General features: G+C 31.5%; 25 protein-coding genes. 24 read left to right on the forward strand and 1 reads right to left on the reverse strand.

Translation table 11 applies throughout. From position 1 onward, the window contains the following. From ruvB to IAA47_00695, 24 genes are all read left to right on the forward strand, one after another. Complete coding sequence (gene ruvB / locus IAA47_00580; GenBank protein ID MBU3841491.1) at positions 1-1,002, forward strand: Holliday junction branch migration DNA helicase RuvB; 1,002 nt, start codon at positions 1-3, stop codon at positions 1,000-1,002. Continuing rightward, a complete protein-coding gene (locus IAA47_00585) occupies positions 1,002-1,424 on the forward strand; it encodes an Rrf2 family transcriptional regulator (protein MBU3841492.1) in 423 nt (140 codons plus the stop codon). The genes ruvB and IAA47_00585 overlap by 1 nt, the downstream gene beginning before the upstream one ends. Before the next feature lie 9 nt (positions 1,425-1,433). Beyond that, positions 1,434-2,147: a 16S rRNA (uracil(1498)-N(3))-methyltransferase gene (locus tag IAA47_00590; GenBank protein MBU3841493.1), complete on the forward strand. Its 714-nt coding sequence runs from the start codon at positions 1,434-1,436 to the stop codon at positions 2,145-2,147. Beyond that, complete coding sequence (gene mtaB, locus IAA47_00595) at positions 2,134-3,432, forward strand: tRNA (N(6)-L-threonylcarbamoyladenosine(37)-C(2))-methylthiotransferase MtaB (protein ID MBU3841494.1); 1,299 nt, start codon at positions 2,134-2,136, stop codon at positions 3,430-3,432. Before IAA47_00590 ends, mtaB begins: the two co-directional genes overlap by 14 nt. Next, positions 3,425-4,393, forward strand: a complete 969-nt coding sequence (locus tag IAA47_00600) for a LytR C-terminal domain-containing protein (GenBank protein ID MBU3841495.1) — start codon at positions 3,425-3,427, stop codon at positions 4,391-4,393. The genes mtaB and IAA47_00600 overlap by 8 nt, the downstream gene beginning before the upstream one ends. Before the next feature lie 424 nt (positions 4,394-4,817). After that, the gene (gene mrdA, locus IAA47_00605) at positions 4,818-6,674 is read left to right on the forward strand and encodes a penicillin-binding protein 2 (protein ID MBU3841496.1); all 1,857 of its coding nucleotides are present in this window, start codon (positions 4,818-4,820) and stop codon (positions 6,672-6,674) included. Between the two features lie 36 nt (positions 6,675-6,710). Next, entirely contained in the window at positions 6,711-8,615 is a 1,905-nt protein-coding gene (locus IAA47_00610) for a ribonuclease J (protein MBU3841497.1), read from the forward strand. Between the two features lie 53 nt (positions 8,616-8,668). Continuing rightward, positions 8,669-8,974 (forward strand): ribosome assembly RNA-binding protein YhbY, encoded by a 306-nt coding sequence (gene yhbY, locus IAA47_00615; protein MBU3841498.1) that lies wholly within the window; start codon positions 8,669-8,671, stop codon positions 8,972-8,974. A 22-nt stretch (positions 8,975-8,996) separates the two neighbouring features. Beyond that, the gene (locus IAA47_00620) at positions 8,997-9,482 is read left to right on the forward strand and encodes a divergent PAP2 family protein (GenBank protein MBU3841499.1); all 486 of its coding nucleotides are present in this window, start codon (positions 8,997-8,999) and stop codon (positions 9,480-9,482) included. A 5-nt stretch (positions 9,483-9,487) separates the two neighbouring features. Then, positions 9,488-11,314 carry a 1-deoxy-D-xylulose-5-phosphate synthase gene (dxs, locus tag IAA47_00625; protein MBU3841500.1) on the forward strand — a complete coding sequence of 609 codons (1,827 nt, stop codon included), beginning with the start codon at positions 9,488-9,490 and terminating at the stop codon, positions 11,312-11,314. Further along, positions 11,298-12,122 (forward strand): HD domain-containing protein, encoded by an 825-nt coding sequence (locus IAA47_00630; protein ID MBU3841501.1) that lies wholly within the window; start codon positions 11,298-11,300, stop codon positions 12,120-12,122. Before dxs ends, IAA47_00630 begins: the two co-directional genes overlap by 17 nt. Positions 12,123-12,130: 8 nt before the next feature. Further along, entirely contained in the window at positions 12,131-12,940 is an 810-nt protein-coding gene (locus IAA47_00635; protein MBU3841502.1) for a TlyA family RNA methyltransferase, read from the forward strand. Further along, entirely contained in the window at positions 12,937-14,247 is a 1,311-nt protein-coding gene (locus IAA47_00640; GenBank protein ID MBU3841503.1) for a S41 family peptidase, read from the forward strand. Before IAA47_00635 ends, IAA47_00640 begins: the two co-directional genes overlap by 4 nt. A gap of 12 nt (positions 14,248-14,259) precedes the next feature. Continuing rightward, positions 14,260-14,925 (forward strand): 16S rRNA (cytidine(1402)-2'-O)-methyltransferase, encoded by a 666-nt coding sequence (gene rsmI, locus IAA47_00645; protein MBU3841504.1) that lies wholly within the window; start codon positions 14,260-14,262, stop codon positions 14,923-14,925. Positions 14,926-14,951: 26 nt separating this feature from the next. Next, on the forward strand, positions 14,952-15,815 hold the full coding sequence (gene ylqF / locus IAA47_00650) for a ribosome biogenesis GTPase YlqF (GenBank protein ID MBU3841505.1): 864 nt from the start codon (positions 14,952-14,954) through the stop codon (positions 15,813-15,815). Positions 15,816-15,829: 14 nt separating this feature from the next. Next, on the forward strand, positions 15,830-16,651 hold the full coding sequence (locus IAA47_00655) for an NAD+ synthase (GenBank protein MBU3841506.1): 822 nt from the start codon (positions 15,830-15,832) through the stop codon (positions 16,649-16,651). A 28-nt stretch (positions 16,652-16,679) separates the two neighbouring features. Continuing rightward, positions 16,680-17,045 carry a hypothetical protein gene (locus IAA47_00660; GenBank protein ID MBU3841507.1) on the forward strand — a complete coding sequence of 122 codons (366 nt, stop codon included), beginning with the start codon at positions 16,680-16,682 and terminating at the stop codon, positions 17,043-17,045. A 293-nt stretch (positions 17,046-17,338) separates the two neighbouring features. Then, positions 17,339-18,415, forward strand: coding sequence for a peptide chain release factor 1 (gene prfA / locus IAA47_00665; GenBank protein ID MBU3841508.1), 1,077 nt, complete (start codon positions 17,339-17,341; stop codon positions 18,413-18,415). Position 18,416: 1 nt separating this feature from the next. Beyond that, the gene (gene prmC, locus IAA47_00670; protein ID MBU3841509.1) at positions 18,417-19,553 is read left to right on the forward strand and encodes a peptide chain release factor N(5)-glutamine methyltransferase; all 1,137 of its coding nucleotides are present in this window, start codon (positions 18,417-18,419) and stop codon (positions 19,551-19,553) included. Next, positions 19,553-20,584 carry a tRNA preQ1(34) S-adenosylmethionine ribosyltransferase-isomerase QueA gene (queA, locus tag IAA47_00675; GenBank protein MBU3841510.1) on the forward strand — a complete coding sequence of 344 codons (1,032 nt, stop codon included), beginning with the start codon at positions 19,553-19,555 and terminating at the stop codon, positions 20,582-20,584. The genes prmC and queA overlap by 1 nt, the downstream gene beginning before the upstream one ends. Positions 20,585-20,597: 13 nt before the next feature. Continuing rightward, entirely contained in the window at positions 20,598-21,146 is a 549-nt protein-coding gene (gene rsmD, locus IAA47_00680; protein ID MBU3841511.1) for a 16S rRNA (guanine(966)-N(2))-methyltransferase RsmD, read from the forward strand. Between the two features lie 8 nt (positions 21,147-21,154). Further along, the gene (gene xseB / locus IAA47_00685) at positions 21,155-21,358 is read left to right on the forward strand and encodes an exodeoxyribonuclease VII small subunit (GenBank protein MBU3841512.1); all 204 of its coding nucleotides are present in this window, start codon (positions 21,155-21,157) and stop codon (positions 21,356-21,358) included. A 1-nt stretch (position 21,359) separates the two neighbouring features. Then, positions 21,360-22,247, forward strand: a complete 888-nt coding sequence (locus IAA47_00690) for a polyprenyl synthetase family protein (protein ID MBU3841513.1) — start codon at positions 21,360-21,362, stop codon at positions 22,245-22,247. 175 nt (positions 22,248-22,422) lie between these two features. Beyond that, complete coding sequence (locus IAA47_00695) at positions 22,423-23,721, forward strand: ATP-binding protein (protein MBU3841514.1); 1,299 nt, start codon at positions 22,423-22,425, stop codon at positions 23,719-23,721. Between the two features lie 215 nt (positions 23,722-23,936). On the opposite strand, the gene IAA47_00700 is transcribed toward IAA47_00695, so the two are convergent. Continuing rightward, positions 23,937-26,180: an alpha-galactosidase gene (locus IAA47_00700; protein ID MBU3841515.1), complete on the reverse strand. Its 2,244-nt coding sequence runs from the start codon at positions 26,178-26,180 to the stop codon at positions 23,937-23,939. Positions 26,181-26,277 lie beyond the last annotated feature (97 nt).

Here is a 26,277-nt window from a genome sequence, read left to right on the forward strand (position 1 = left end):
GTGGATAGAGTAATTACTAATCAAGAGTTTGAAAATGAGGTAGAGGTACAAAAAAGCTTAAGACCTAAGAGCTTTAAGGAGTATATAGGGCAGGAATCATTAAAGGATAAGATGTCAATATATATAGAAGCTGCTAAAAGAAGAGGTGGATCTGTAGATCATATACTATTATATGGACCTCCAGGGTTGGGAAAAACGACTTTAGCTGGAGTAATAGCCACAGAGATGGGAGCAAACTTAAAAATTACTTCTGGCCCTGTTCTTGAAAGAGCTGGGGATTTAGCTGCTATTCTTACCTCTTTAGAGGAGAATGATATACTTTTTATAGATGAGATACATAGGCTGAATAATACTGTTGAGGAGATACTTTATCCAGCAATGGAAGATGGAGAACTAGATATTATAATAGGAAAGGGACCATCAGCTCGTTCTATAAGAATAGAGTTACCTAATTTCACATTGATAGGGGCAACTACAAGGGCTGGACTTTTGAGCTCACCACTTAGAGACAGGTTTGGTGTAACTCATAGGATGGAGTATTATACAGATGAGGAGTTAGCTCAGATAATTCTTAGAGGGGGACAGATATTAGGAGTTGGAGTAGAAAAAGATGGAGCTTTAGAACTTGCTAGTAGAAGTCGTGGAACACCAAGAATAGCAAATCGTCTTTTAAAAAGAGTGAGAGATTATTGTGAGATAAGAGGGAATGGAGTAATTACGAAGGAGATCTCTATGAAAGCTTTGGATATACTAGGGATAGATTCTGTAGGTCTAGATGATTTAGATAGGGATATCATAAATGCAATAATTGATAATTATGGAGGAGGACCTGTAGGAATAGAGACTCTATCTCTTTTATTAGGAGAGGATAGAAGAACTTTAGAGGAGGTCTATGAACCGTTTTTAGTAAAAATTGGGTATATCAAAAGAACTAATAGAGGAAGAGTCGTTACAGATAAAGCCTATGAACATTTTAAGATAGTGAAGGAGCAAGATAAGTAATGAAGATAAGTACAAGAGTTAGATATGGACTAAAGGCATTAGCATATATAGCTGATAAAAGTAGTGAAAATAAATTAGTTAGAATAAAAGAGATATCTGATGAGCAAGGAGTATCAGTTCAATATTTAGAGCAAATTCTTTTTAAATTGAAAAATGAAAATATAATAGAGGGAAAAAGAGGTCCAAATGGTGGATATAGATTAGCAAAGGAGCCAAAGGATATAACACTTCATCAACTTTATAAAATATTAGATGAAGAGGAAAAGGTAATAGACTGTAACGAGAGTGAAGAGTATAAAGCAGTGTGTAGTGATGGTACTTGTTCTGGAAAATGTATCTGGGGAAAATTAGATAATGCAATGACTAAGATACTTGAGGAAACAACTTTAGATGAATTTATAAAAAATAAAGATATGATATAGGAGAATTCTGTGATAAGTGTTATAATATCAGAAGAGAATATTCAAGATAATAAAATTATAATAGATGATAAGGGCGATGTAAATCATCTAAAAAATGTTTTTAGAGTAAAAATAGATGAAAAAATAAGAGCTGTAGATGGTGAAAAAGAGTATATTTGCAGAGTTATAGAGTTGGAAAAAAAGAGTGTGACTCTTGTTATTGATAAAATTTTTGAGGATAGATTTTCTACAAAGGTAAGAATAGATGCAGCCGTTGGAATTTTAAAAAATGATAAAATGGATCTGACTATTCAAAAACTTACTGAGATAGGGATAAATAGAATAATACCTTTGAATACAAAAAGAGGGATAGCAAAGGTAAATGAAAAAAAAGATAAATGGGATTTAATTGTAAAAGAGGCTTTGAAACAGTGTCAAGGGGTAAAGCCTTTAATTATCGAAGAGGTAACAAAAATTGAGAAATTGAAGCTGGAAGATTATGACTTAGTAATTGTTCCTTATGAGTGTGAAGAGGAGTATACATTAAAAAATCTCTTAAAAAAACAGACTAAAGAGATAGAAAAAGTTTTGTATATAATAGGACCAGAGGGTGGTTTTGATATAGAGGAGATAGAGTATCTAAAACAAAATGGTGCTAATATAGTTACACTGGGTAAAAGGATTCTAAGGGCAGAAACAGCTTCTATTGTAGTAGGAGGAGTTTTAATCAATGAATTTCAATAAAAGAGTAGCCTTTTATACTTTAGGATGTAAAGTAAATCAATATGAGACAGAGAGCATAAAGAATCAACTTATTCAGAAGGGATATACAGAGAAAGATTTTGAAGAGGAAGCAGATATTTATATTGTAAACTCATGTACTGTAACAAGTGTAGCAGATAGAAAAACAAGAAATATGTTGAGAAGAGCTAAGAAGGTAAATCCTCATAGTAAAGTTATAGTTACAGGGTGTTATGCTCAAACAAATAGTAAAGAACTATTAGAGATGGAAGATATAGACTATGTAATTGGGAATAAGTATAAAAAAGGGATTGTTAATTTCATAGAGGATATTGAAAATAGAACTTTAGATAGATTAAAAAATGATAATATATTTGATGAGTATGAGTATACTGAATATGAGTTTGCTACTTTGAGAGAGATGTCAAGAGCTTATGTAAAGATACAAGATGGATGTAATAACTTCTGTTCATATTGTAAAATTCCATTTGCAAGAGGAAGAAGCAGATCAAGAAAGAGAGAGAATATCTTAAAAGAGATTGAGAAACTTGTAAGTGAAGGATTTAAAGAAATAATCCTAATAGGAATAAATTTAGGAGCTTATGGTGAAGATTTAGAAGAGGATATAGACTTTGAAGATTTATTAGAGGAGATTTTACAAGTAAAAGGTTTAGAAAGAGTAAGAATAGGTTCTGTATATCCAGATAAGATATCAGACAGATTTATAGAACTATTTAAATATAAAAATCTTATGCCACATCTTCATATCTCTCTTCAATCATGTGATGATACAGTTTTAAAAATGATGAAGAGAAAATACGGAAGTGATTTAATAGAGGAGAGACTTCTGAAGTTAAAAAATAGTGTAAAAGGAATGGAGTACACAGCTGATATAATTGTTGGTTTCCCTGGAGAAACTGAAGAGATGTTCCAAAATTCTTATAATCTGATAGGAAAAATAGGATTCTCAGGGCTTCATATTTTCCAATACTCTGATAGAGAAAATACTATTGCAAGTAGATTAGAGAATAAGATTGATGCAAAAGTAAAGAAAGAGAGAGCAGATAGATTAGAGGAGCTAAAAAAAGAGATGTCTACTAAGGCGAGGGAGAATTATATAGGTAAAGAGCTAAAGGTTTTAGTAGAGGAAGAGATAGATGGGTATCTGTATGGATATAGTGAGAATTACTTAAGGGTAAAAATAAAAGGGGATAAAAAATTAGTTAATGAGATAATAACAGTAAAAATTACCTCATTGGAGAAGGAGTTGGTGATAGCAGATGAATAGAAGGGTAAGAGCAATATTTACAGTTATTTTTGTAATAGTTGTATTAGGTGGATTTCTTTTTATAAATTCTATGAGAAAGAATCCTGAATTAGATAAAAATAGCAGTTACTTGATAATAGGAAAAGAGAATCTAATAGCTGTATATCAAGATAAGTTAGCAGTAAGAATACCTTATGGAATCAATATAGATAAGGATAAAACATTTAAAGATTTAGTAGATAATAAGAATGAGGAGGAGATTTTAAAAACTGTAAATAAACTTCTTCCAGTTCCATTAAATAACTATATGAGAGTTAAGTTCGGACAAGTTCAATTAAATGTTAAAAATGCTAAAAATATTCCAGAAACTACTGTTGATAATAAGAGATATATAGTAACTTCTAGTTTACACTCAATGTATGAAACTTTATATAATGAACAAAAGAATAAAAATGAATTAAATGAGAATATAATAGTAGATGTATTAAATGCTAATGGTATAAATGGATATGCTAGAAGAACTGGAGAAAACATAAAAAATAAATTAGGAATGAAATATAATGCAGCTAACTATGAGAAAAATTTAGAGGAAAGTTATATCATATTAAATGATATCTCAAATGAAAAAGCTGAAGAGATAGTTATGCAACTTAATGAGAAATATTTCAAAATTCAACAGGTTCCAACAATTCCAACTTTAGCTAATGTAGTAGTAATTTTAGGACAGGAGAAAAATATAGATTTTACGATAGAGGTTCTTGGAGAGAATAGCACAACTATTCAAAATGTAAGTGATGAATTAAAAAGAGAAGGGTATAAAAAGGTTGAAATAGAAAAAGATAAGGTAAAGGCAGATAATGCTTTCGTGGAATATGCTTCAGAAGATTATTTTATAGCTTATAAAATAGCTAAAAAATTGAATATAAGTAATTTTATAGAGAATAATAACCTAAAAAATAAAATAAGAGTAATAACAAAGTAGTGAGAAAAATGTTGTATATAATCTCTTTTTTTATGATTATAATTGAGGTAAGTTTACCTCTTGCTGGAAATATGTACGGGGTAACACTACCATTTTTAACTTATCTAGTGAGTATGAAAAAAGAGAGAGAGGTATTCTTAGTGATAGTATTAGCATTGTTACATTCTCTACAGACTAATAGTTTTTTTGAAATACTGATTATACTACTGGTAAGTTATTATATATTTTATTACATATTTACACATCTAACATACGGAAAGACTAGTATAATTTTGATAACTTTTTTACAAGGAATCATTTATTATGTACTCTCAATCAATAATTTTCGAAGAGAATATTTTGTTGTAAATATTTGTATTTTTATTATTTTAAATTATGTTTATATGAGAATTTCAAGAAAAAAGGATAGTATAAAAGGATAAGTATGAAGAAATTGAAGAGAAGGAATATTAACATAAAACTTGGAGAAGAGAATAGTACTAGAGATATAATATTAAAAGCTTTTATTTTGATAGTTTTTTTATTAGTAGGGTTGAGAATGTTTTATCTACAAGTTTTAATGGGAGATAAATATTCCTATCTCTCTCAAAGAAATAGAATAAAATTAAAAGAGATAGAGGCACCGAGAGGGAAGATCTTTGATAGTAAGGGTAGACTTGTAGTAACAAATGGTTCAGGTTATAGATTGGTCTATCTTCAAGAGAGAAAACAAACCCCAGAGATATTGAAGGAGATTAGTGAAGTTACTGGGTATACAGAGGATTATATTGCTAAAAAAATAAAATATGGAGAGATATTTCCATATACAAGAGAAAATGTTATAATAGATGATTTAAAACCAGAGATAGCTCATAAGCTAATGGAGCAATTAATAGATTATCCATATCTTCAAGTACAAACGTATTCTAAGAGAAGATATCTTTATGATAACGTAGCTGCACATAGTATAGGATATGTAAAAAAGATATCGGAAAAAGAGTATGAAAGGTTGAAAGATGCTGGATATGGACCTAGAGATATTATTGGAAAAGATGGACTTGAAAGTGAATATGATAAGGAACTTCAAGGGGAAGATGGGTATGAGTATATTGAAGTAAATGCCCTAAATAAGTTACAAAGAAAGATAGAGGAAAAAAAGAATCCAGTTCCAGGAAAAGATATGTACATGACACTGGATATGGAGCTTCAAGAATATATGGAGAAACAATTTGAAGAAGATGGAAGAGCAGGGGCATTTATTGCCTTAAACCCTAAAAATGGAGAGATTCTAACAATGGTAAGCTATCCAACTTATTCATTGAATATGTTTAGTTCACAAATATCCTATGACGAATGGGATAAGATAATAAATGATCCTAGAAAGCCACTTGCTAATAAGGCTATAGCTGGAGAGTACCCACCTGGTTCAGTATTTAAGGTGGTTTCTGCTATTGCTTTTTTAGAAAATGGTGTAGATCCTAAAGAGCAGTACTATGACAAAACTGGATACTATCAGATAGGAAAATGGAAGTGGAGAGCTTGGAAAGCTGGAGGACATGGATATACAGATATGAAAAAATCTATTGTTGAATCTGCTAACCCATATTACTATAGATATTCAGATAAAATTGGTCATAAGCCAATTATAGATGTAGCAGCTTCTTTTGGACTAGGTGAAAAAACTGGAATAGATATTCCAGGTGAAAAAAAAGGTTTACTTCCTGATACAGTATGGAAAAAGAAAGTAATAGGAAGTGGTTGGTTTAAGGGAGATACTATATTGTTATCAATAGGACAGGGGTATCTTTTAGTAACACCATTACAGATAGCAAACTTATATGCAGCGATAGCCAACAGAGGAGAGGTAGTATATACACCTCATCTAGTTAAGGAATTTCATGACTCAGATGGGAATATCTTTCCAACAAAGTTGCATGAAAAGGAGATTGGAAAATATCCAAAATCATACTACAATATTTTAAACGATGCATTAGTAGCAACTGTATCACAAGATAATGGAACTACTAAAGTGTTGAGGACAAATGGGATAAAGGTCGCAGCTAAAAGTGGTTCGGCACAGAATGCACACTCAAAGATAACACATGCATGGGTTGCTGGATATTTCCCAGCTGATAATCCAGAGATAGTTTTTGCTACTATTCTAGAAGAAGCTGGCGGAGGGGGAGCTGTAGCTGGAGGAATGACGAGAAGATTTATAGATAAGTATCTAGAGATTAAGAATAGACCTACAGATGATCCAAAAAGTGAAAATATTATAGAGAGTAATAAAGAGAGTTTGTAATGGTGGAGGGAGATTTTATTAAAAAAAGGAGAGACGATGTTAAGAGCAGAAAAAGGGAGTATCAGTCAAGAGAAGAAAAAAAGAATTGAAAGAAAATTAAAAACAGCAAATGTTGTTTGTGAAGTAGATGGAATAAAAGAGAAAATAAAAGCTATAAAAGAGGGAATAAAGGAGTTAAAAACTGAAAAGGTAAAAAAAGTTACTGGGAAGGTAGCAAAAGAGAAAAGCTCTGTATTAACTGAAACAAAAGAGGCGAAGGAAGCTAAAGCTCAAAAAGAAGAAAAAATGTATGTAATACCTCTAGGTGGAATGGAAGAAGTAGGAAAAAATAGTACTGTAATCCAATATAGAGATGAGATTATAATAATTGATTCAGGAGTAATATTTCCAGATGAGAATTTGTTAGGAATAGATTTAGTAATCCCAGATTTTAGCTTTTTAGAAAATAATAAAGATAAGATAAAAGGATTATTTGTAACTCATGGACATGAGGATCATATAGGTTCAATTCCATATCTTTATCAAAAAATAGATAAAAGTGTCCCTATGTTTGGAGGAAAACTTACATTAGCACTAGCTAAATCTAAATTTGAAAATGGATTTAGTAGAGATATCCCTAAGATGAAAGAGGTAAAAGGGAGAAGTAAGATAAAGGTAGGAAAATATTTCACAGTTGAGTTTATAAAAATAACTCATTCTATAACTGATGCTTACTCTATACTTGTAACAACACCTGCAGGAACAGTTTTCCATACTGGAGACTTTAAAATAGATTTAACACCTGTAGATGGAGAGGGAGTAGATTTTGCTAGACTTTCACAAATAGGAGAGCAAGGGGTAGACCTGATGTTATCAGATTCTACTAACTCTGAAGTAGATGGATTTACACCATCTGAAAAAAGTGTTGGAGAGGCTTTTAGAGCAGAGTTTTCTAAAGCTAAGGGAAGAATAATTGTAGCCGCTTTTGCTTCCCACGTTCATAGACTTCAACAGATAGTAAATGTAGCTCAAGAGCATGGAAGAAAGATTGCTATTGATGGTAGAAGTTTAGTTAAAGTTTTTGAAATAGCTGGAAGTTTAGGATATTTAAAAGTTCCAAATGATATGATGGTACCACTTTCTGAAGTAGATACTTTAAAGGATAACAAGGTTGTAATTCTTTGTACAGGAACACAGGGAGAACCAATGGCAGCTCTATCAAGAATAGCTAAAAATATGCATAAACATATAAAAATAAAAGAGGGAGATACTGTTATAATTTCAGCTACCCCAATACCTGGAAATGAGAGAGCTGTATCTAATAATATAAACAATCTATTGAAATATGATGCAGAGGTTGTTTTTAAGAAGATAGCTGGAATTCATGTTTCTGGACATGGAAGTAAAGAGGAACAAAAGCTGATGCTAAATCTGATTAAACCTAAATATTTTATGCCTGTACATGGAGAGCATAAAATGTTAAAGGCACATCAGGACACAGCTATGGAAACTGGAATACCTAAAAATAATATAATTATAGCTCAAAATGGTAGTAAAATAGAAGTTACAAAATCAGGGGCTAAGATAAAAGGTAAGGTAAATGCAGGATGCACTTTAGTAGATGGATTAGGTGTTGGAGATATAGGAAATATTGTATTGAAAGATAGACAGCAATTATCTCAAGATGGAGTTGTTGTTATTGTATTTACTTTAGATAAAGAAACAGGTAAAATAGTAGCAGGACCAGATATTGTAACAAGAGGTTTTGTTTACTCAAAAGAATCTGATGATATAATAAAAGAGGCTATTGAAAATATAAAAGAGAAGATAGATGATACTTCTAATTATTATTCAAAGGATTGGGGATTATTAAAGAATACAACAAGAGATATAGCAGCTAAGTTTTTCTATAATAAAACTAAGAGAAATCCAATGATATTACCGATAATTATGGAAGTATAATTAAATAAGATTAAATAAATTAAAAATATAATAAAGATAGTAAGGAGAAAAAAATGGAATTAACAAGCAAAAGAAGAGCATATTTAAGAAAAAAGGCTCATGATTTAGATGCACTAGTAAGAATAGGAAAAGATGGAGTAACTGATAATTTAATTCAAAGTATTTTAGATGCAATAGAATCAAGAGAGTTATTAAAAGTAAAGATACTTCAAAACTGTGAAGAGGAAAAAATGGAGATAATGGAGCAATTATCACAATGTAAAGAGTTTGAAGTAGTAGGAATAATTGGAAGAACTATTATTCTTTTCAGAGAGAATAAAGATAAGCCAGTTGTATCTTTAGAGTTAAAAAATATCTAATTAAAAGAAAGGGGATGGAGTGATGAGTCCCGGAATAATTCTAGGAAATAGGATATTAGATGTAGTATTTGTAGCTTGGTTTATAGCACAATTCTATAAGGTATTAAAAACTATTTTTGTAGATAAGAAATTAAATATAAAAAGAATGTGGGAAACGGGAGGAATGCCTAGTTCCCACAGCTCTACTGTGTCTTGTTTAACTACTTGTATCGGAATTCGTCATGGAATGAATAGTGATATGTTTGCTATTGCTATGATACTTTCTGGGATAGTGATGTATGATGCCACTGGGATAAGAAGAGCAGCTGGGAAACAAGCAGGAGTAATAAATCAATTTGTTGAAAAGATACCTCTTATGTTAGGAGAAAAAAGATATGAGAGATATTTTGGAAAAGAGAAAGGTGAAAAATTAAAAGAACTTTTAGGACATACACCTTTTGAAGTTTTAATCGGTTGTATCGTGGGGATAGTTATAGGTTTAATTTTTACTGATTATTTACAGGGGTAGAATAGATGAAAAATATACATGATATGAGTATTGAAGATATAAATAAAAAAGCACAAGAGATAAGAGAAAAATTGATAGAGACAGTAAGCAAAAATGGAGGACATCTAGCCCCTAATCTTGGAATAGTAGAATTAACACTATGCTTACATAAGGTATTTGATTTTTCAAAGGATAGACTACTTTTCGATGTAGGGCATCAATCTTATGTTCACAAATTACTTACCGGAAGAGATAAGAACTTCTCGACCTTAAGAAAAAGAGGGGGAATAGGACCATTTACAGATCCAAAGGAGAGTAGTGCAGATCCTTTTATATCTGGACATGCAGGAACAGCTCTTTCTGCAGGAGCAGGAATAGCAATGGCTTCTCCAGAAAAGAAAGTGATTGTAGTAGTAGGAGATGCTTCTATATCCAATGGTCACTCTTTAGAAGCGTTAAACAATATTGGTGGACATAAGTTAAAAAATATGATAATTATCTTAAATGATAATGAGATGTCAATTGGAAAAAATGTAGGCTCACTTTCAAGATTTTTTGGGAAGTTTATGGTAAGTGAGAAGTATATGAACTTTAGAGATGATGTTAAAAGTCTCATAAAGAAAATAAAGATTGCAGGAGGAGTTTCAGATACTCTAGAGAGAATGGAGTTTTCTGTAAAAAATTTCTTTTTACCTCTAAATATGTTAGAAAGTTTTGGATTTAAGTTTTTTGGAGTATTAGATGGACATAATGTTGAAGAGTTACTTTCTACACTGAATAAAGTAAAGAATATAGAGGGACCAATATTTATTCATATAAAGACTCAGAAGGGAAAAGGATACTCTTTTGCTGAGCAAGATAAAGAGAAATTTCATGGAATTTCTCCATTTAATATGGAAACTGGAGATACAGATTTAAGTGGAAAGATATATTCTGGAATCTTTGGAAAAGAGATTGTAAAATTGGGAGAAGAGGATAAAGATATTGTAGCTATATGTTCTGGTATGGTTAAGGGAACAGGCTTGGGGGAGTTTTTTAAGAAATTCCCAGATAGAGCTATAGATACTGGAATAGCAGAGGGACATGCAGTAACCTTTGCAGGAGGTCTTGCTACTCAAGATAAAAAGCCGTATGTAGTAATCTATTCTACGTTTTTACAAAGGGCGTATAGTCAACTTATTCACGATATATCATTACAGAAATTGCCAGTTAGATTTATAGTTGATAGAGCGGGAATAGTAGGAGAGGATGGAAAAACTCACAATGGATTGTATGATCTATCAATATTTTTAACTATTCCAAATTATACAGTGTTAGCACCAGCTACATCAAAAGAGTTGCTAGAGATGTTAGAGTTTTCTAAAAATTTCCAAGATGGTCCGCTTGTTATAAGAATACCAAGAGAGGTAGAATATAACATAGAGGGAGATAGAGAGTTTGAGTTTGGAAGATGGAGAGAATTAAAGAAGGGAAAAGAAAATCTTTTTATAGCCACTGGAAGTATGGTAAAAGAGATTTTAGATATAGAGGATAGATTGAAAGCTAGAGGAATAGAGGGAACCATAGTAAATGCTTCAACTTTAAAGCCCCTAGATGAGAAATATCTTTTAGAGTGTGTAAAAGAGTATAAGAATATATTTGTTTTGGAAGAAGCCTATGAAAAAAATTCTTTTGGAAGCAGTATAATGGAATTTTACAATGAAAAAGATATAGATGTTATGATAAAAAAGATAGCTCTAAAAGAGGGGGCTATTCCTCATGGAAAGAGAAGTGAACTTTTAGAAGAATTTGGTTTGAGAGGCGAAAATTTAATAGGAAGAATTGAGGAAAAAATAGATGCAGGAAAAAAATAGGAGAGCACTTGGTTTTATCACCTCTCTTTTGGATTTAGAGATGGTACAGGATTTAGAACTTTTTGATGACCAAGGAGTAAAAGTTTCTACTCATACATATGATGTTTTAAAAATTTCGATAGATGAGCTAAAGAGAGATTATAGAACATATTTAGAAGCTAAAGAGAGAGTTGATTTTTTTGCTCTTACAGTTGGGATTATAATTCATGATTTGAGTAAGGGGAGTATAAGAAAGACAGAGGAGAAGTATTCCCATTCTCAAATGATGTTAAAGAAGCCAGAATATATAACAAAAGAGGCTGAAAAAGTTTTAAAAGAGATAGAGGAAAAAATAGGAGCGGAGATAAAGGACGATATTAAGAAAAATATTATCCATATAGTATTATCTCACCATGGGAAATGGGGTAAGATACAACCTAATAGTAAAGAGGCACATATAGTTCATAGAGCTGATATGTATTCAGCTAAATATCATAGAATCAATCCTATAGGAGCAGATAAGATATTGGAACTTATGTCAAAGGGAGTCCAATTAGATGATATTCCAGAGAAGTTAAATTGCACTCAAGGGGTTGTAAAGGATAGATTAAAAAGAGCAAAACAGGAGTTAAAAGTAAAGACAACAAAACAGTTGTTGAACTATTATAAAAAGAATAAAAAGATTCCTATCGGAGATAATTTCTTTATTCAAAGAGTGAGAGAGACTGAGAAATTGAAAAGAGTGGTAGATAAAAAAGGGTTTAAAAATATAATGCTAGAGAGCCCACTACTACCATATATGATAGATGAGGAGATATTTAAAATCTGAGGTGTACGATGAAAGAAAGGTTAGATGTTCTGTTAGTTAAGAGAGGTTTTTTTCCAGATAAAGAAAAAGCTCAAGGAGCTATCATGGCTGGACTTGTAATAGTAGATGAGAAAAAAATAGATAAAAGTGGAACAATGATAAAGTTAGATAAAGAACCTAATATTAGAATAAAAGGGGAGTCTTTAAAATATGTAAGTCGTGGTGGATTGAAACTAGAGAAAGCTGTATCAGTTTTTGAGATGGATTTTAATGGGAAAAAAGTATTAGATGTAGGAGCATCAACAGGGGGATTTACAGATTGTGCTCTACAAAATGGAGCGGAGTTTGTTTATTCCGTAGATGTTGGAACTAACCAGTTGGATTGGAAACTAAGAAATAATCCACAGGTAAAGTCTATTGAGAATATGCATATAAAAGATTTGACTTTAGATGATATAGATGGAAATCTAGTTGATTACATAGTAATGGATGTATCTTTTATATCTATAAAGAAGATAATTGGAGATTTAGTTAAATTTTTTAAGCCAGAAACTAAGCTTATGGCACTTATAAAACCACAATTTGAAGTGGATAAGGAGCATATAGCAAAGGGTGGAATAGTAAAAGATGATGCTAGACATGTAGAGGTAATAAAAGATATAATAGAGTATGCTAAAGCTGAAGGACTTTATTTAGAAGGATTGGACTTTTCACCAATTACAGGAAGTAAAGGTAATGTAGAGTATATATCTATTTTTGGAAGAGATTCTTCTAAAGAAAGAGAGATAGAGATAGAAGAGATAGTGGGAAGAGGGAAAAATTTAGGAGGTACAGTATGAGAGGTATACTAAAAAGTAGAATTATAATGGTATTATTAGCAGCTCTAATTTTTACTAATTGTTTTGGAAAAGATGAGAGTAAGGCAGCTAATAAAAAAAGTGAAGAGTCAATAGGTTTCTTATCAAATATCAGACAGTTAAAAGAGCTTTCTGATATTATGGATGTAATAAATCAAAATTATGTAGGAGATAAAGAGATAGATAAAAAATCTCTTATGCAGGGAGCTTTAAAAGGAATGATTGATTCTTTAGGAGATCCACACTCTAACTATTTTACAAAGGATCAGTTAGAAAATTTCCAAGAGGACATAAAAGGAAAATATGTAGGAGTTGGAATGGTAGTACAAAAAAGAGTAAATGAACCATTAGTAGTAGTATCTCCTATTGAAGATGGTCCTGGATACAAGGCTGGAATGAAACCAAAAGATAAGATTATAGCAATAGATGGTGTATCTACATATAATCTTACAAGTGAAGAAGCTGTAGATAAGTTAAAAGGAAAAGAGAATACAAAGGTTAAGGTTACTGTAGTAAGAGATGGAGTCAAAGAATCTAAGGATATAGAGATAACAAGAGCAGTTGTAGAGCTAAAATATGTTAAGAGTAAGATGATAGATGAAAATAATAAAATAGGATATTTAAGACTTACTCAATTTGGAGAAAATGTATATCCAGATGTAGCAAAGGCCTTAGAAAATCTACAAAAACAAGGAATGAAGGCATTGGTATTTGATCTGAGAAGCAATCCAGGAGGAGCTTTAGATCAAGCTATAAAAATCTCATCTATGTTCTTAGAAGAGGGAAGAGTTGTAAGTGTTAAATCTAAAGATGGAGAGGAACAAGTATCAAATAGAGAGGGAAAATACTATGGTGATTTTCCATTGGTAATTCTTATCAATGGTGGAAGTGCTTCAGCTTCTGAAATTGTTTCTGGAGCTATTAAAGATAATAAGAGAGGTATCTTAGTAGGAGAGAAGAGTTTTGGAAAGGGAAGTGTACAAACTTTAGTTACTCTACCTGATGGAGATGGAATAAAACTTACAATAGCTAAATACTATACACCTAGTGGGGTGTGTATCCATGGAGTAGGAATTGAGCCAGATGTTAAAGTGGAAGAAAAAAATGGATATATGCTATTTGATAGTGTAGTTACAAATATAGATGAAAAGGGAACAAAAGAGAATAAAAAAGAGTTAATAAAAGAAGTAGTAGGAGAGAAAGAGGCAAATGAGTTTGAAAATCATAAGGATATTCAACTTGATACTGCTGTAGGAATTTTAAAAGGTATACTACTAGAGAAAAAATAGGAGAGAAGAGATATGTTATACATAGTGGCAACACCTATTGGAAATCTTGAAGATATGACTTTAAGAGGAATTCGTATTCTAAAAGAGGTAAACTATATATTTGCTGAAGATACGAGAGTTACAAAAAAATTATTAAATCATTTTGAGATAGAGAATACTGTATATAGATATGATGAGTTTACAAAGATGCATCAGATAACAAATATAATCAATCTATTGAAAGAGGGAAAGGATATAGCATTAGTTACAGATGCTGGAACACCATGTATATCTGACCCAGGTTATGAATTAGTAGATGCGGCTCATAAAGAGGGAATAAAAGTAGTTCCAATTCCAGGAGCTAGTGCTCTTACTGCTTCTGCTTCAGTAGCTGGATTAAGTATGAGAAGATTTTGTTTTGAAGGGTTTTTACCTAAGAAAAAGGGAAGACAGACTCTTTTAAAATCTTTAGCTGAAGAAGAAAGAACAATAGTCATATATGAATCTCCATTTAGAATTGAAAAAACTTTAAGAGATATAGAGCAGTTTATAGGTGTGAGAGAGGTAGTAATCATAAGAGAGATAACTAAAATCTATGAAGAGATAATGAGAGGAACTACTACTGAGCTTATAGAGAGATTATCTAAAAATCCTATAAAGGGAGAGATCGTTCTTTTAATAAAAGGATTAGAAGATTAAAATTTAAAGGTTAAAAGGAGTAAGTTATGTCAATGACAAAAATTAACTGGTATCCTGGACATATGAAGAAAACAAAAGACTTGATAAAGGATAATATGCAACTTATAGATATAGTTCTTGAAGTTGTAGATGCTAGAATCCCTATATCAAGTAAAAATCCGGATATTACAGTTTTTGCAAAGAATAAAAAGAGAGTAATAGTTTTAAATAAATCAGACCTTGTAGATAAAAAAGAGTTAGCTTATTGGAAAAAATATTTTAAAGAGAATAACTTTGCTGATGAAGTGCTAGAGATAAGTGCTGAAACAGGATTTAATATAAAAGGATTATACTCAATAATAGATAAGGTATCAGCAGAGAAAAAAGAGAAAATGATGGCTAAAGGTCTTAGAAAAGTAAATACAAGACTTATGGTAGTAGGTATTCCAAATGTTGGAAAATCTAGATTGATCAATAGAATAGTTGGAAAAAATAGTGCTGGAGTAGGAAATAAACCTGGGTTTACTAAAGGAAAACAATGGGTAAGAATAAAAGAGGGATTGGAGCTTTTAGATATGCCTGGAATACTTTGGCCAAAATTTGAAAGTGAAGAAGTAGGACAAAACTTAGCTATTACAGGAGCTATAAAAGATGAGATACTTCCAATAGAAGAGATAGCAGGAATACTTATCTCTAAGATGATAAGATATGAGATGTGGAATACATTAAAAGAGAGATATAAACTTTTAGATGAGGATAAGAGTGAAATTATGGGAGAGATCTTAGAAAAGATAGCTCTTAGATGTAAGATGTTCAATAAAGGGGAGAGTCTAAATGTACAGCAAGCAGCTTATACTGTACTAAGAGATTATAGAGGATGTAGACTTGGAAAATTTGGACTAGATAGATAGTTGTGGAGGATTTTATGGAAAAGCTGAATGTAGATTTAAGTGTTTTAGAAGAGGTGCTTGTAAATTTTTTAAGAGAGGAAGCTGGAAAAGTAGGATTTAAAAAGGTTGTACTTGGACTTTCTGGAGGAATAGATTCAGCTCTAGTAGCTTTTTTAGCTGTTAAGGCCTTTGGTCCAGAGAATGTTCTTGGAATAATGATGCCTTATAAGAGTTCGAGTAAAGAGAGTGTAGAACATGCACAATTAGTTATAGAAAAAACAGGAATGAGAAGTAAACTTGTGGAGATAACTCCGATGGTAGATGCTTACTTTGCTATGAATCCAGATATGAATAGCTTAAGAAAAGGAAATAAGATGGCAAGAGAAAGAATGTCAATACTCTTTGATCATTCTGCAGCAGAGAATGCTCTTGTTTTAGGAACATCTAATAAAACTGAGCTGTTACTAGGATATGGAACACAATTTGGAGATTCTGCATCAGCTATAAATGCTATAGGAGATCTTTATAAGACTCATGTATGGGATTTAGCTAGACATATGGGTGTACCAAATGAGCTTATAGATAAAAAACCAAGTGCTGACCTTTGGGAAGGACAAACAGATGAGCAAGAGCTGGGATACTCATATAAGATGGCAGATGAGATCTTATTTAGATTTGTTGAGGAGAGAAAGAGTGCAGATGAGATAGTGAAAGAGGGATACTCTCAAGAGATAGTAGAAAAAATTATAAGAAGAACTAAAATGATGCAGTATAAAAGAGTTATGCCTGTAATTGCAAAGGTATTCCCAAGAGGGATAGGAGCTGGATTTAGATACCCTAGAGATTGGGGAGTATAGAAAATTTAAAAAGAAGGGGATTGGCATTATGAATAAAGATGAGCATTTAAGACAGGAACTCGACGAATTTAAGAAAGAGAAAGAAAGAATAAGAAACATAGTAGGAGAGATAGGGGGAAAAAATAATAAACAACACAAAATCATAAGTATGATATTTGTTCTATTGATAGGAGTTTTATTGATACTTGGAGTTGTTTTACAGAAAATAACACTATCTTTAACATTAGAAATAGTTGTTCTTTTAGGTGTATTTAAAATAATCTGGATGTTCTATGAATCACAAAGGGCAAACCACTTTCAATTTTGGATACTTAACTCATTAGAGTTTAGATTGAATGAGATAGATAAAAGAGTTAAAAGAATCGAAAAAATGATGAAAGAAGAGAATAAATAAAAAATGTAAATAGGGATTATTACAAGTGTTTAAAAGTGTAATAATCCCTTATTTTTATGAAAAAAAGTTAAATTTTTTTAAATCCTCTTCCTCTTCTTCCATAATTATTTCGTTAATATCTTTAAAATGAGCAAAATTTATTCTACCATCCATATTTAAAATCCCTTTAAAAGAAAATAGAATTATTTTTGAAAAGTAACCTATTTGACAAGTAATCTCCCTTTACATTGATTTTTTTATATAAATATGATATAATTAATAAGTTATAGTGTAGAAAAGGAGATGAGAAGATAGTGTTCGCTAAGTTAGAAGAGGTTGTAAGAAGATTTGATGAACTTAATGAGATGTTAGGGTCTCCAGAGATTTTATCTGACCCTAAAAAAATGATGGAATGTAATAAAGCTTTAGCTGATATAACTCCACTTGTAGAAAAATATAAAGAGTATAAAACTCTTAGTGAAGATTTACAGTTCATAAAAGAGAATATCAGAAATGAAAAAGATCCTGATATGAGAGAAATGATGAATGAGGAGCAAAAGGAGCTTGAAGAGAAGTTACCTGAGTATGAGAAAGAATTAAAAATTCTTTTACTTCCAAAAGATGAGAACGATGATAAAAACGTTATCGTAGAGATCAGAGGAGGAGCAGGAGGAGATGAAGCTGCTCTATTTGCTGGAGACCTATTCAGAATGTACTGCAGATATGCAGAAAGAAGAAAATGGAAGATAGAGATAATTGAGAAGCAAGAGATTGGTATTGGAGGGTTAAAAGAGGCAGTATTCAGTATCAATGGATTAGGAGCTTACTCAAGATTAAAATTTGAATCTGGAGTACACAGAGTACAAAGAGTTCCTGAAACAGAATCAGCAGGAAGAGTACATACTTCTACAGCAACTGTAGCTGTATTACCAGAAGTAGAAGACGTAAAAGAAGTTAAGATAGATCCAAAAGATCTTAAGATAGATACATATAGATCTGGAGGAGCAGGAGGTCAGCACGTAAACATGACTGACTCAGCTGTTAGAATTACTCACTTACCAACTGGAATAGTAGTACAATGTCAAGATGAAAGATCTCAGTTAAAAAATAGAGAGAAAGCTATGAAACACTTAGCATCTAAACTATATGAGATGGAATGTGAAAAACAAAGAAGCCAAGTTGAAAGCGAAAGAAAACTTCAAGTAGGAACAGGGGATAGATCTGAAAAGATCAGAACATACAACTTCCCACAAGGAAGAATTACAGATCACAGAATTAAGTATACTGTATATCAATTAGATGCATTCTTAGATGGAGATATAGATGAGATGATAGATGCTCTTATCACATTTAACCAAGCTGAGATGTTGGCTAGTGCATCAGAAGAGTAAGATGAATCTATTAGAAATATTAAATTTTTCAAAAGAGTATTTGCAAAAATACTCTTTTTCAAAACCCCGTCTTGAAAGTGAAAAGCTAATAGCAACAGTTTTGAAATTGGATAGAATAACTCTCTATGCATATTTTGATATGGAGCTTACAACAGAACAGAAGGATACAATAAAAAAATATCTTAGAGAGATGGCAAAAGGTAGAATAGGTTTTGATGAACTTATGAAGAGTAAGGGAGATATGGAGCTAGATATGAAAAGTTATAAAGAGGAAAATTATGAGCTGCTAAAAAAATCTATTGAGTACCTAGAGAGGTATCAAGTGCCAAATGCAAGACTTGATGCTGAGTATATTTTTGCACATATCTTGAAGGTAAGCAGAGTGACACTAACTTTAAATCTGAACAAAAAAATAGAAGATGAAGATAAAAATAGAATAAGAGAGATGTTAGTAGCTAGAGGAAAAGAGAGAAAACCTTTACAATATTTACTTGGAGAATGGGAGTTCTACGGATATCCATTCAAGGTTGATGAGAGGGTTCTTATTCCAAGAGCTGATACAGAGATATTGGTAGAACAGTGTAAATACTTAGTAAATGAGCTACCAACTCCTAAGATAATGGATATAGGAACAGGTAGTGGAGCTATTGCTATATCTTTAGGAAAAGAGTTACCAAATGCCAATATATTGGGATTAGATATAAGTGAGGGAGCTTTAGAAGTAGCAACTCAAAATAGAGATATGAATGAGGCTACCAATGTAAAATTTCTTAAATCAGATGTATTTTCAACTTTGAGAGATGAAAAATACAAAAATGTGAAATTTAATCTAATCGTTTCAAATCCACCATATATCCCTACTGGAGAGTATGTAGAACTGATGCCAGAGGTTTTAAAATATGAGCCTAAGAATGCTCTTACAGATGGAGGAGATGGTTATTATTTCTATGAAAAAATATCTAAAGAGGCTAAGGAGTTTTTAACAAAGGATGGATATTTAGCCTTTGAAGTGGGATATAATCAAGCTGAAAAGGTAGCTGAATATATGAGAGATAATGGATTTGATGTACTATCAATAGTAAAAGATTATGGTGGAATAGATAGAGTAGTAATTGGAAAGAGAAGAGAGGAAAACTAATGTCTACAAAACTATGTGATTATGATTACCATCTACCAGAGGAATTGATAGGTCAAGAGCCAAGAGAGCCTAGAGACCATTCAAAACTTATGTTAGTAGATAAGAGTAATAAAAAAATAGAACATAAACATTTTTATGATATAATAGATTATTTACAAGAGGGAGATATCTTAGTAAGGAACTCTACAAAGGTAATCCCAGCTAGACTTTTTGGACACAAAGAAACTGGTGGAGTATTGGAGATTTTACTTATTAAAAGAATAAATCTAGATACTTGGGAGTGTCTTTTAAAACCAGCTAAAAAATTGAAGCTAGGTCAAAAACTATATGTTGGACCAAATAATGAACTAGTAGCTGAACTTATTGAGAGAAAAGAGGATGGAAATAGAGTTTTAAAGTTTACTTATGAAGGAGCTTTTGAAGAGGTACTTGATAAACTTGGAAATATGCCATTACCACCATATATAGTAGAGGCTCTAAAAGAGAAAGAGAGATATCAAACTGTATATGCTCAAAGAGGAGAGTCAGTGGCAGCACCAACTGCTGGACTTCATTTCACTAAGGAGCTATTGGAGAAGATAGAGAAAAAAGGGATAAAGATTGTTGATATATTCCTTGAAGTTGGGCTAGGGACATTTAGACCTGTACAGACTGAAGATGTATTAGACCATAAGATGCATGAGGAAGTTTTTGAGATACCTCAAGAGGCAGCTGATATAATTAATAGAGGAAAGGCAGAGGGAAGAAGAATTATCTCTGTTGGAACAACTAGTACAAGGGCTTTAGAATCATCAGTAGATGAAAATGGAAAGGTTATAGCTCAAAAGGGAAGTACAGAGATATTTATATATCCAGGATATAAGTTTAAAGTGGTAGATGCCCTTATTACAAACTTTCACTTACCAAAATCTACTCTACTTATGCTAGTATCAGCTTTTTCAAGTAGAGAGTTTATGTTAGATGTATATGAGACAGCTGTAAAAGAGGAGTATCATTTCTTCAGTTTTGGAGATGCAATGTTTATCTATTAATGGAGTTGATGTGATGAGAATAATTGCAGGAGATGCAAAAAATAAGAGAATAAAAAGTAGAAAGGGAACAGATACAAGACCTACATTAGGAAGTATGAAGGAGTCACTTTTTTCTATAATTGCTCCCTATGTACCTGATTCTGTATTTTTAGATCTATTCAGTGGAAGTGGAAGCATATCTTTAGAGGCTTTAAGTAGAGGAGCTAAAAGAGCTGTAATGATAGAAAAAGATGCGGAAGCTTTAAAATATATAATAGAGAATGTAAATAACTTAGGATATGAAGATAGATGTAGAGCTTATAAAAATGATGTTTTAAGAGCTATTGAAATCTTAGGAAGAAAAGGAGAGAAGTTCAACATAATCTTTATGGACCCACCATACAAAGATGAGGTGTGTACTAAGGTTATGAAGGCTATAGAAAAACATAAGATATTAGCTGAAGATGGACTTATAATATGTGAGCACCATGTTTTTGAAGAGATGGCTGATAATATTGGAGAGTATAAGAAGGCTGACGAGAGAAAATATGGTAAAAAATGTATAACTTTCTATACTAGATAGGAGGAAGTATGAAATTTGAAGAAAATCTTGCAGAGATAGATGAGATAATAGAGAGATTAGAGAGTGGGGAGCTATCCCTTGCTGAATCTATAAAAGAGTATGAGACAGCTATGAAGTTACTCAAAAAATCTTCTGATCTATTGAATAAGGCAGAGGGAAAGGTTTTAAAAGTAGTAGAGAAAGATGATGAAATACTACTTGAGGAGGTATAAGATGTTATTTAAAGAGTATCTTGGAATGGGAAAAAAAATGGTAGAGGATGGAATTGATAAGTATCTAGAGGAGTTAACTTATCCAGAGGTAATAGCAGAAGGTATGAGATATGCTGTACTAAATGGCGGAAAAAGATTAAGACCAATACTTCTATTTATGACTTTAGATATACTGGGAAGCAAAAAAGAAGAGGGGCTTGCAACTGCTGCAACTATTGAAATGATACACTCATACTCTCTAGTTCATGATGATTTACCAGCTCTTGATAATGATGATTATAGAAGAGGAAAATTAACTACTCATAAAAAATTTGGAGAGGCTGAAGGGATACTTATAGGAGATGCTCTTTTAACACATGCCTTCTATATACTTACAGAGAAAAATTCACATCTTTCACCAGAGAAGATAGTTGAGATAGTAAAGCTAACATCTAGTTATGCTGGAATCAATGGAATGATAGGTGGACAGATGGTAGATATAGCTAGTGAAGGAAAAAAGATTGATTTAGAAACTTTAAAATATATACATGCTAATAAGACAGGAAAATTAATAAAACTGCCTGTAGAGGTGGCTTGTATAATAGCTGGAGCTTCTAAAGAGGAGAGAGCAACTCTTATAAAATACTCTGAATTGATAGGACTTGCTTTCCAAATAAAAGATGATATCTTAGATATTGAAGGAGATTTTGAAACAATAGGAAAGCCTGTTGGAAGTGATTTAGCACTTGATAAATCAACATACCCATCTATTTTAGGAATGGAAGAGAGTAAAAGATTATTAAATGAAACAATAGAAGAGGCTAAAGCTATTGTAAAAAATAAATTTGGAGAAGAGAGAAGTCAAATTTTATTAGATTTAGCTGATTATATAGGAAATAGGGATAAATAGTGGAAAGGACAGGTAGCAATTTCGAATTGAACCTGTCCTTTTAGTATATTAAAAAATATATTTTTATTTTGAAAAAACACAGTATTTAATGTTAAAAAAATATAAAATTTTACATTTTTTTCTAAAAATGTTATAATAAAGTTAACACTAAATATATTAAAAAAAGAGGTTAAAGATGTATAGAAAAATTTTTCAATATTTAAAAGAATGGAAAGAAAGTCCATATAGGAAACCGCTTATATTACAAGGGGCAAGACAAGTAGGAAAAACTCACTCTGTTCTAACTTTTGGAAAAAATGAATATGAAAATGTTGCATACTTTAATTTTGAAACTGATATTAGATTGAAAGAAACATTTGAAGAAAATATAAATCCAGATTATTTAATTCCAATACTTTCTAGACTATCAAATCAAACTATAATAAAAGATAAAACCCTTATATTTTTTGATGAGATACAACTTTGTGAAAAAGCTTTAACATCATTAAAATACTTCTATGAACAAGCTCCGGAATATCATATTATTGTGGCAGGCAGTTTACTTGGAATAACTGTAAATAGACAAGAGTTTTCATTTCCAGTTGGGAAGGTAGATATTAAAACTTTATATCCGATGGATTTAGAGGAGTTTTTATTAGCTATGGGAGAAGAGGAGTTAATAAAATCTATTAAAAAATCCTTTGAAGAGAATATTCCCATGCCAAGTGTACTACATAATGTTGCTTTAGAATATTATAGAAAATACTTGGTAGTTGGCGGAATGCCAGAGTGTGTAAGTAAATTTAGAGAAACACAAAACTATACTTTGATTAGACACACTCAAGATATGATACTACTAAGCTATTTAAATGACATGAGTAAATACAATGTTACAAATGAGATAAAAAAGACAAGATTAGTTTATGATAATATTACTGTACAACTATCTAAGGAAAATACAAAGTTTCAATATAAATTAGTAAAATCAGGTGGAAGAGCTTCAGAATTTGAAAATGCTATTGAATGGCTAATATTTTCAGGGATAACTTCTAGGATATATGGATTAGAAGATATTATGAAACCTTTAGAGAACTATAAGAATACAGAAGCTTTTAAAATCTATGTATCAGATATAGGACTTTTATGTGCTAAAAAAGAGATAATACCAGAAGATATATTGTATCTTTCAAATGAATTAAATGATTTTAAAGGTGGAATGACTGAGAACTATGTAAATATTCAACTCAATGTAAAAGAATACACTCAATACTATTGGAAAGCACCAAAGGGAGCATACGAGATAGATTTTATTATTATGAGAGAGGGAAAAATAATTCCAATAGAGGTAAAATCTGCTGATAATACTAGGTCTAAAAGCTTAGATTACTATATAAAAAGATATCAGCCAGAATATGCTATTAAAATTTCAACTAAAAATTTTGGTTTTGAAAATGGAGTAAAGAGTATTCCTCTATATGCTGTTTTTTGTATTTAGTATTAAAAGGTATTGTTACATTTTTTTAATAGCTCAAGTAATTAAAAATGCTGGAAAGAAAGTTTTTCTTTTTGGCGTTTTTTTTTAATAAAAAAGGTATAGAGTACTTAAAATTTTTTCAAATTTCTAATACAATATACCTATGCATAAATTAATTCATAATAATCACAATAACATATGTTTTAATTTAGTCAATATCTATTTCTAGTTTTTCATTATTTACTTTTTAATATAAATATAGTTGAATCAAAGTCATTTGATTTTCTAGTTCCATCTAATACTTGTCCAGAAGAAGGGTCAGTAGTTAGTAATCCTAAATTCATTAATTCATCTCCAAAAGCATGTTTTGTAGCAACTTCATTTGGATTATTTAAGTTAGCTATTGAGTATTCAAACTCAGGATTTAAACCTTGTAATTTAACTCTTCTATAAGCACAGTTTACATCATTAAGAACTTTATAGTATCCAACTAGAGCTGTTTTTTGATCTTTAGATACAGCCATCCAAGAAACGATATTACTATTAAATGGACTTAATAAACGATAGAAAGTACCAAATTGGAAGATCTCTCTATATTCTTTAAAGAATTTTACCTGTTCACGAACTTTAGCATGTTCCTCTTCACTTAATTTACTCATGTCAAGCTCATATCCAAAAGCACCAAAGAAAGCTACATTAGCACGAGTTTCAATAGGAGTCATACGTTGAAGTTGGTGGTTAGGTGTTACAGAAACATGAGCTCCCATTGATGAAACAGGGTAAACCATAGAAGTTCCATATTGGATTTTTAATCTCTCTACAGCATCTGTATCATCACTTGTCCAACATTGAGGTGCATAGTAAAGCATAGCTGCATCAAATCTAGCTCCTCCACTTGAACAAGATTCAAATAGTATATGAGGGAATTCAGTAGTTAATCTTTCATAAAGATCATAAACTCCTAATACATATCTATGGAAAACTTCTCCTTGTCTTTCTGGAGGAAGAGCTGGAGAATAACACTCAGTTAAGCAACGGTTCATATCCCATTTAATATATGAAATTTTAGAGTTTCTAATAACTTCAGCCATCATATTGTAGATATAGTCAACAACCTCTTTTCTAGAGTAGTCAAGAACAAATTGGTTTCTTCCGTGAGATTGGTGACGTCCAGGAACATGTAAAATCCAATCAGGATATTTACGGAAAAGGTCACTATTTTTATTTACCATTTCAGGCTCAAACCAAAGTCCGAATTTCATTCCAAGTTCCTCTATTTTATGAGATAACCCTTCAACACCATCTTGTAATTTATCTCTATTTGAGAACCAATCTCCAAGTCCTTGGTGGTCATCATTTCTAGTTCCAAACCAACCATCATCAAGTACGAATAATTCTATTCCATCATTTTTAGCTGCTTTAGCAATATTTAATATTTTTTCATCATCGAAATCAAAGTATGTACCTTCCCAGTTATTTACAAGTATAGGTCTAACTTTATCTCTCCATTCTCCTCTAGCAAGTCTTTTTCCAAACAGGTTATGGAAAGTTTGGCTCATTGTATTAAGACCAGAAGTAGAGTAAACCATTACAGCTTCTGGAGTTTGAAACTCTTCGTTAGATGCTAAGTGCCAAGTGAATCCAAAAGGATTTATTCCCATAGAAACACGAGTTACATCATAAGTATCAACCTCTATTTGAGCTAAGAAGTTACCACTATAAACTAAGCTAAATCCAATAGCCTCTCCTAAAGTTTCAGTAGTTTCAGGACGTTTTAAAGCTATAAATGGGTTATGATTGTTACTTGAAATTCCTTTTGTACTGCTGATGGCTTGGATTCCCATCTCTAATTTACGAGTTTTTATGTAACGCTCTCTAGACCAAGCTCCAGAAAGGTGTATCCATTCATAATCATAATCAGGTAGATCTAAGTTTAAGCTAAGAGCTCTTGTTAAATCAACAGCTTCAGTACCTAAGTTTCTAAATCTTGCATTTCTAGTGATAGCATCAAAATCTTTAAAAATTGTATAAGATAGAGTAAGCTCTACTTGTGTAACTTTATCTACTAATACAACTTCTAATGTCATAGCTTCATCTTCTGATTCAACATAAGTAGCTGGAAGACCTTTTAAAGCTTTTTTACCTTTAAATATGTTGTGAGAAACATATTCAAATTCAGTTATTGTACTTCCGTTCTCTTGTTTTACCTCAAATGCTGGATATCTATAGTCTGTAGTTCCATAGCAAGGATACTCTTGTTTAATATGCTCTAATGAGAAAGAATAGTCTTTTTCATAAATGTATTGAGTCATAGGACGATTTTTAGCTTCTATAAGGTAACCAAAATCATCTTTATGTCTTATTTTTTTTCCAAAGTAAAGTTGTCCAAGTTGTCCATTTCTTAAAACTTTGATAATATAGCTGATATTATCGTTACAGATATGAAATTCTCTTGTTTTTTCATTAAAAATTATGTTCATAAAAACTCCTTTATTAAGTAAAAATTAATTGTTGATAGTTTCAAGTAGAACCTCTTCAGTTCTTTCTTCAGTTTCCTTTGAAGATGTAGTATTATCA

Origin of the sequence: Candidatus Fusobacterium pullicola, assembly GCA_018883725.1 — a bacterium.
Taxonomy (GTDB): Bacteria; Fusobacteriota; Fusobacteriia; order Fusobacteriales; family Fusobacteriaceae; genus Fusobacterium_A; species Fusobacterium_A pullicola.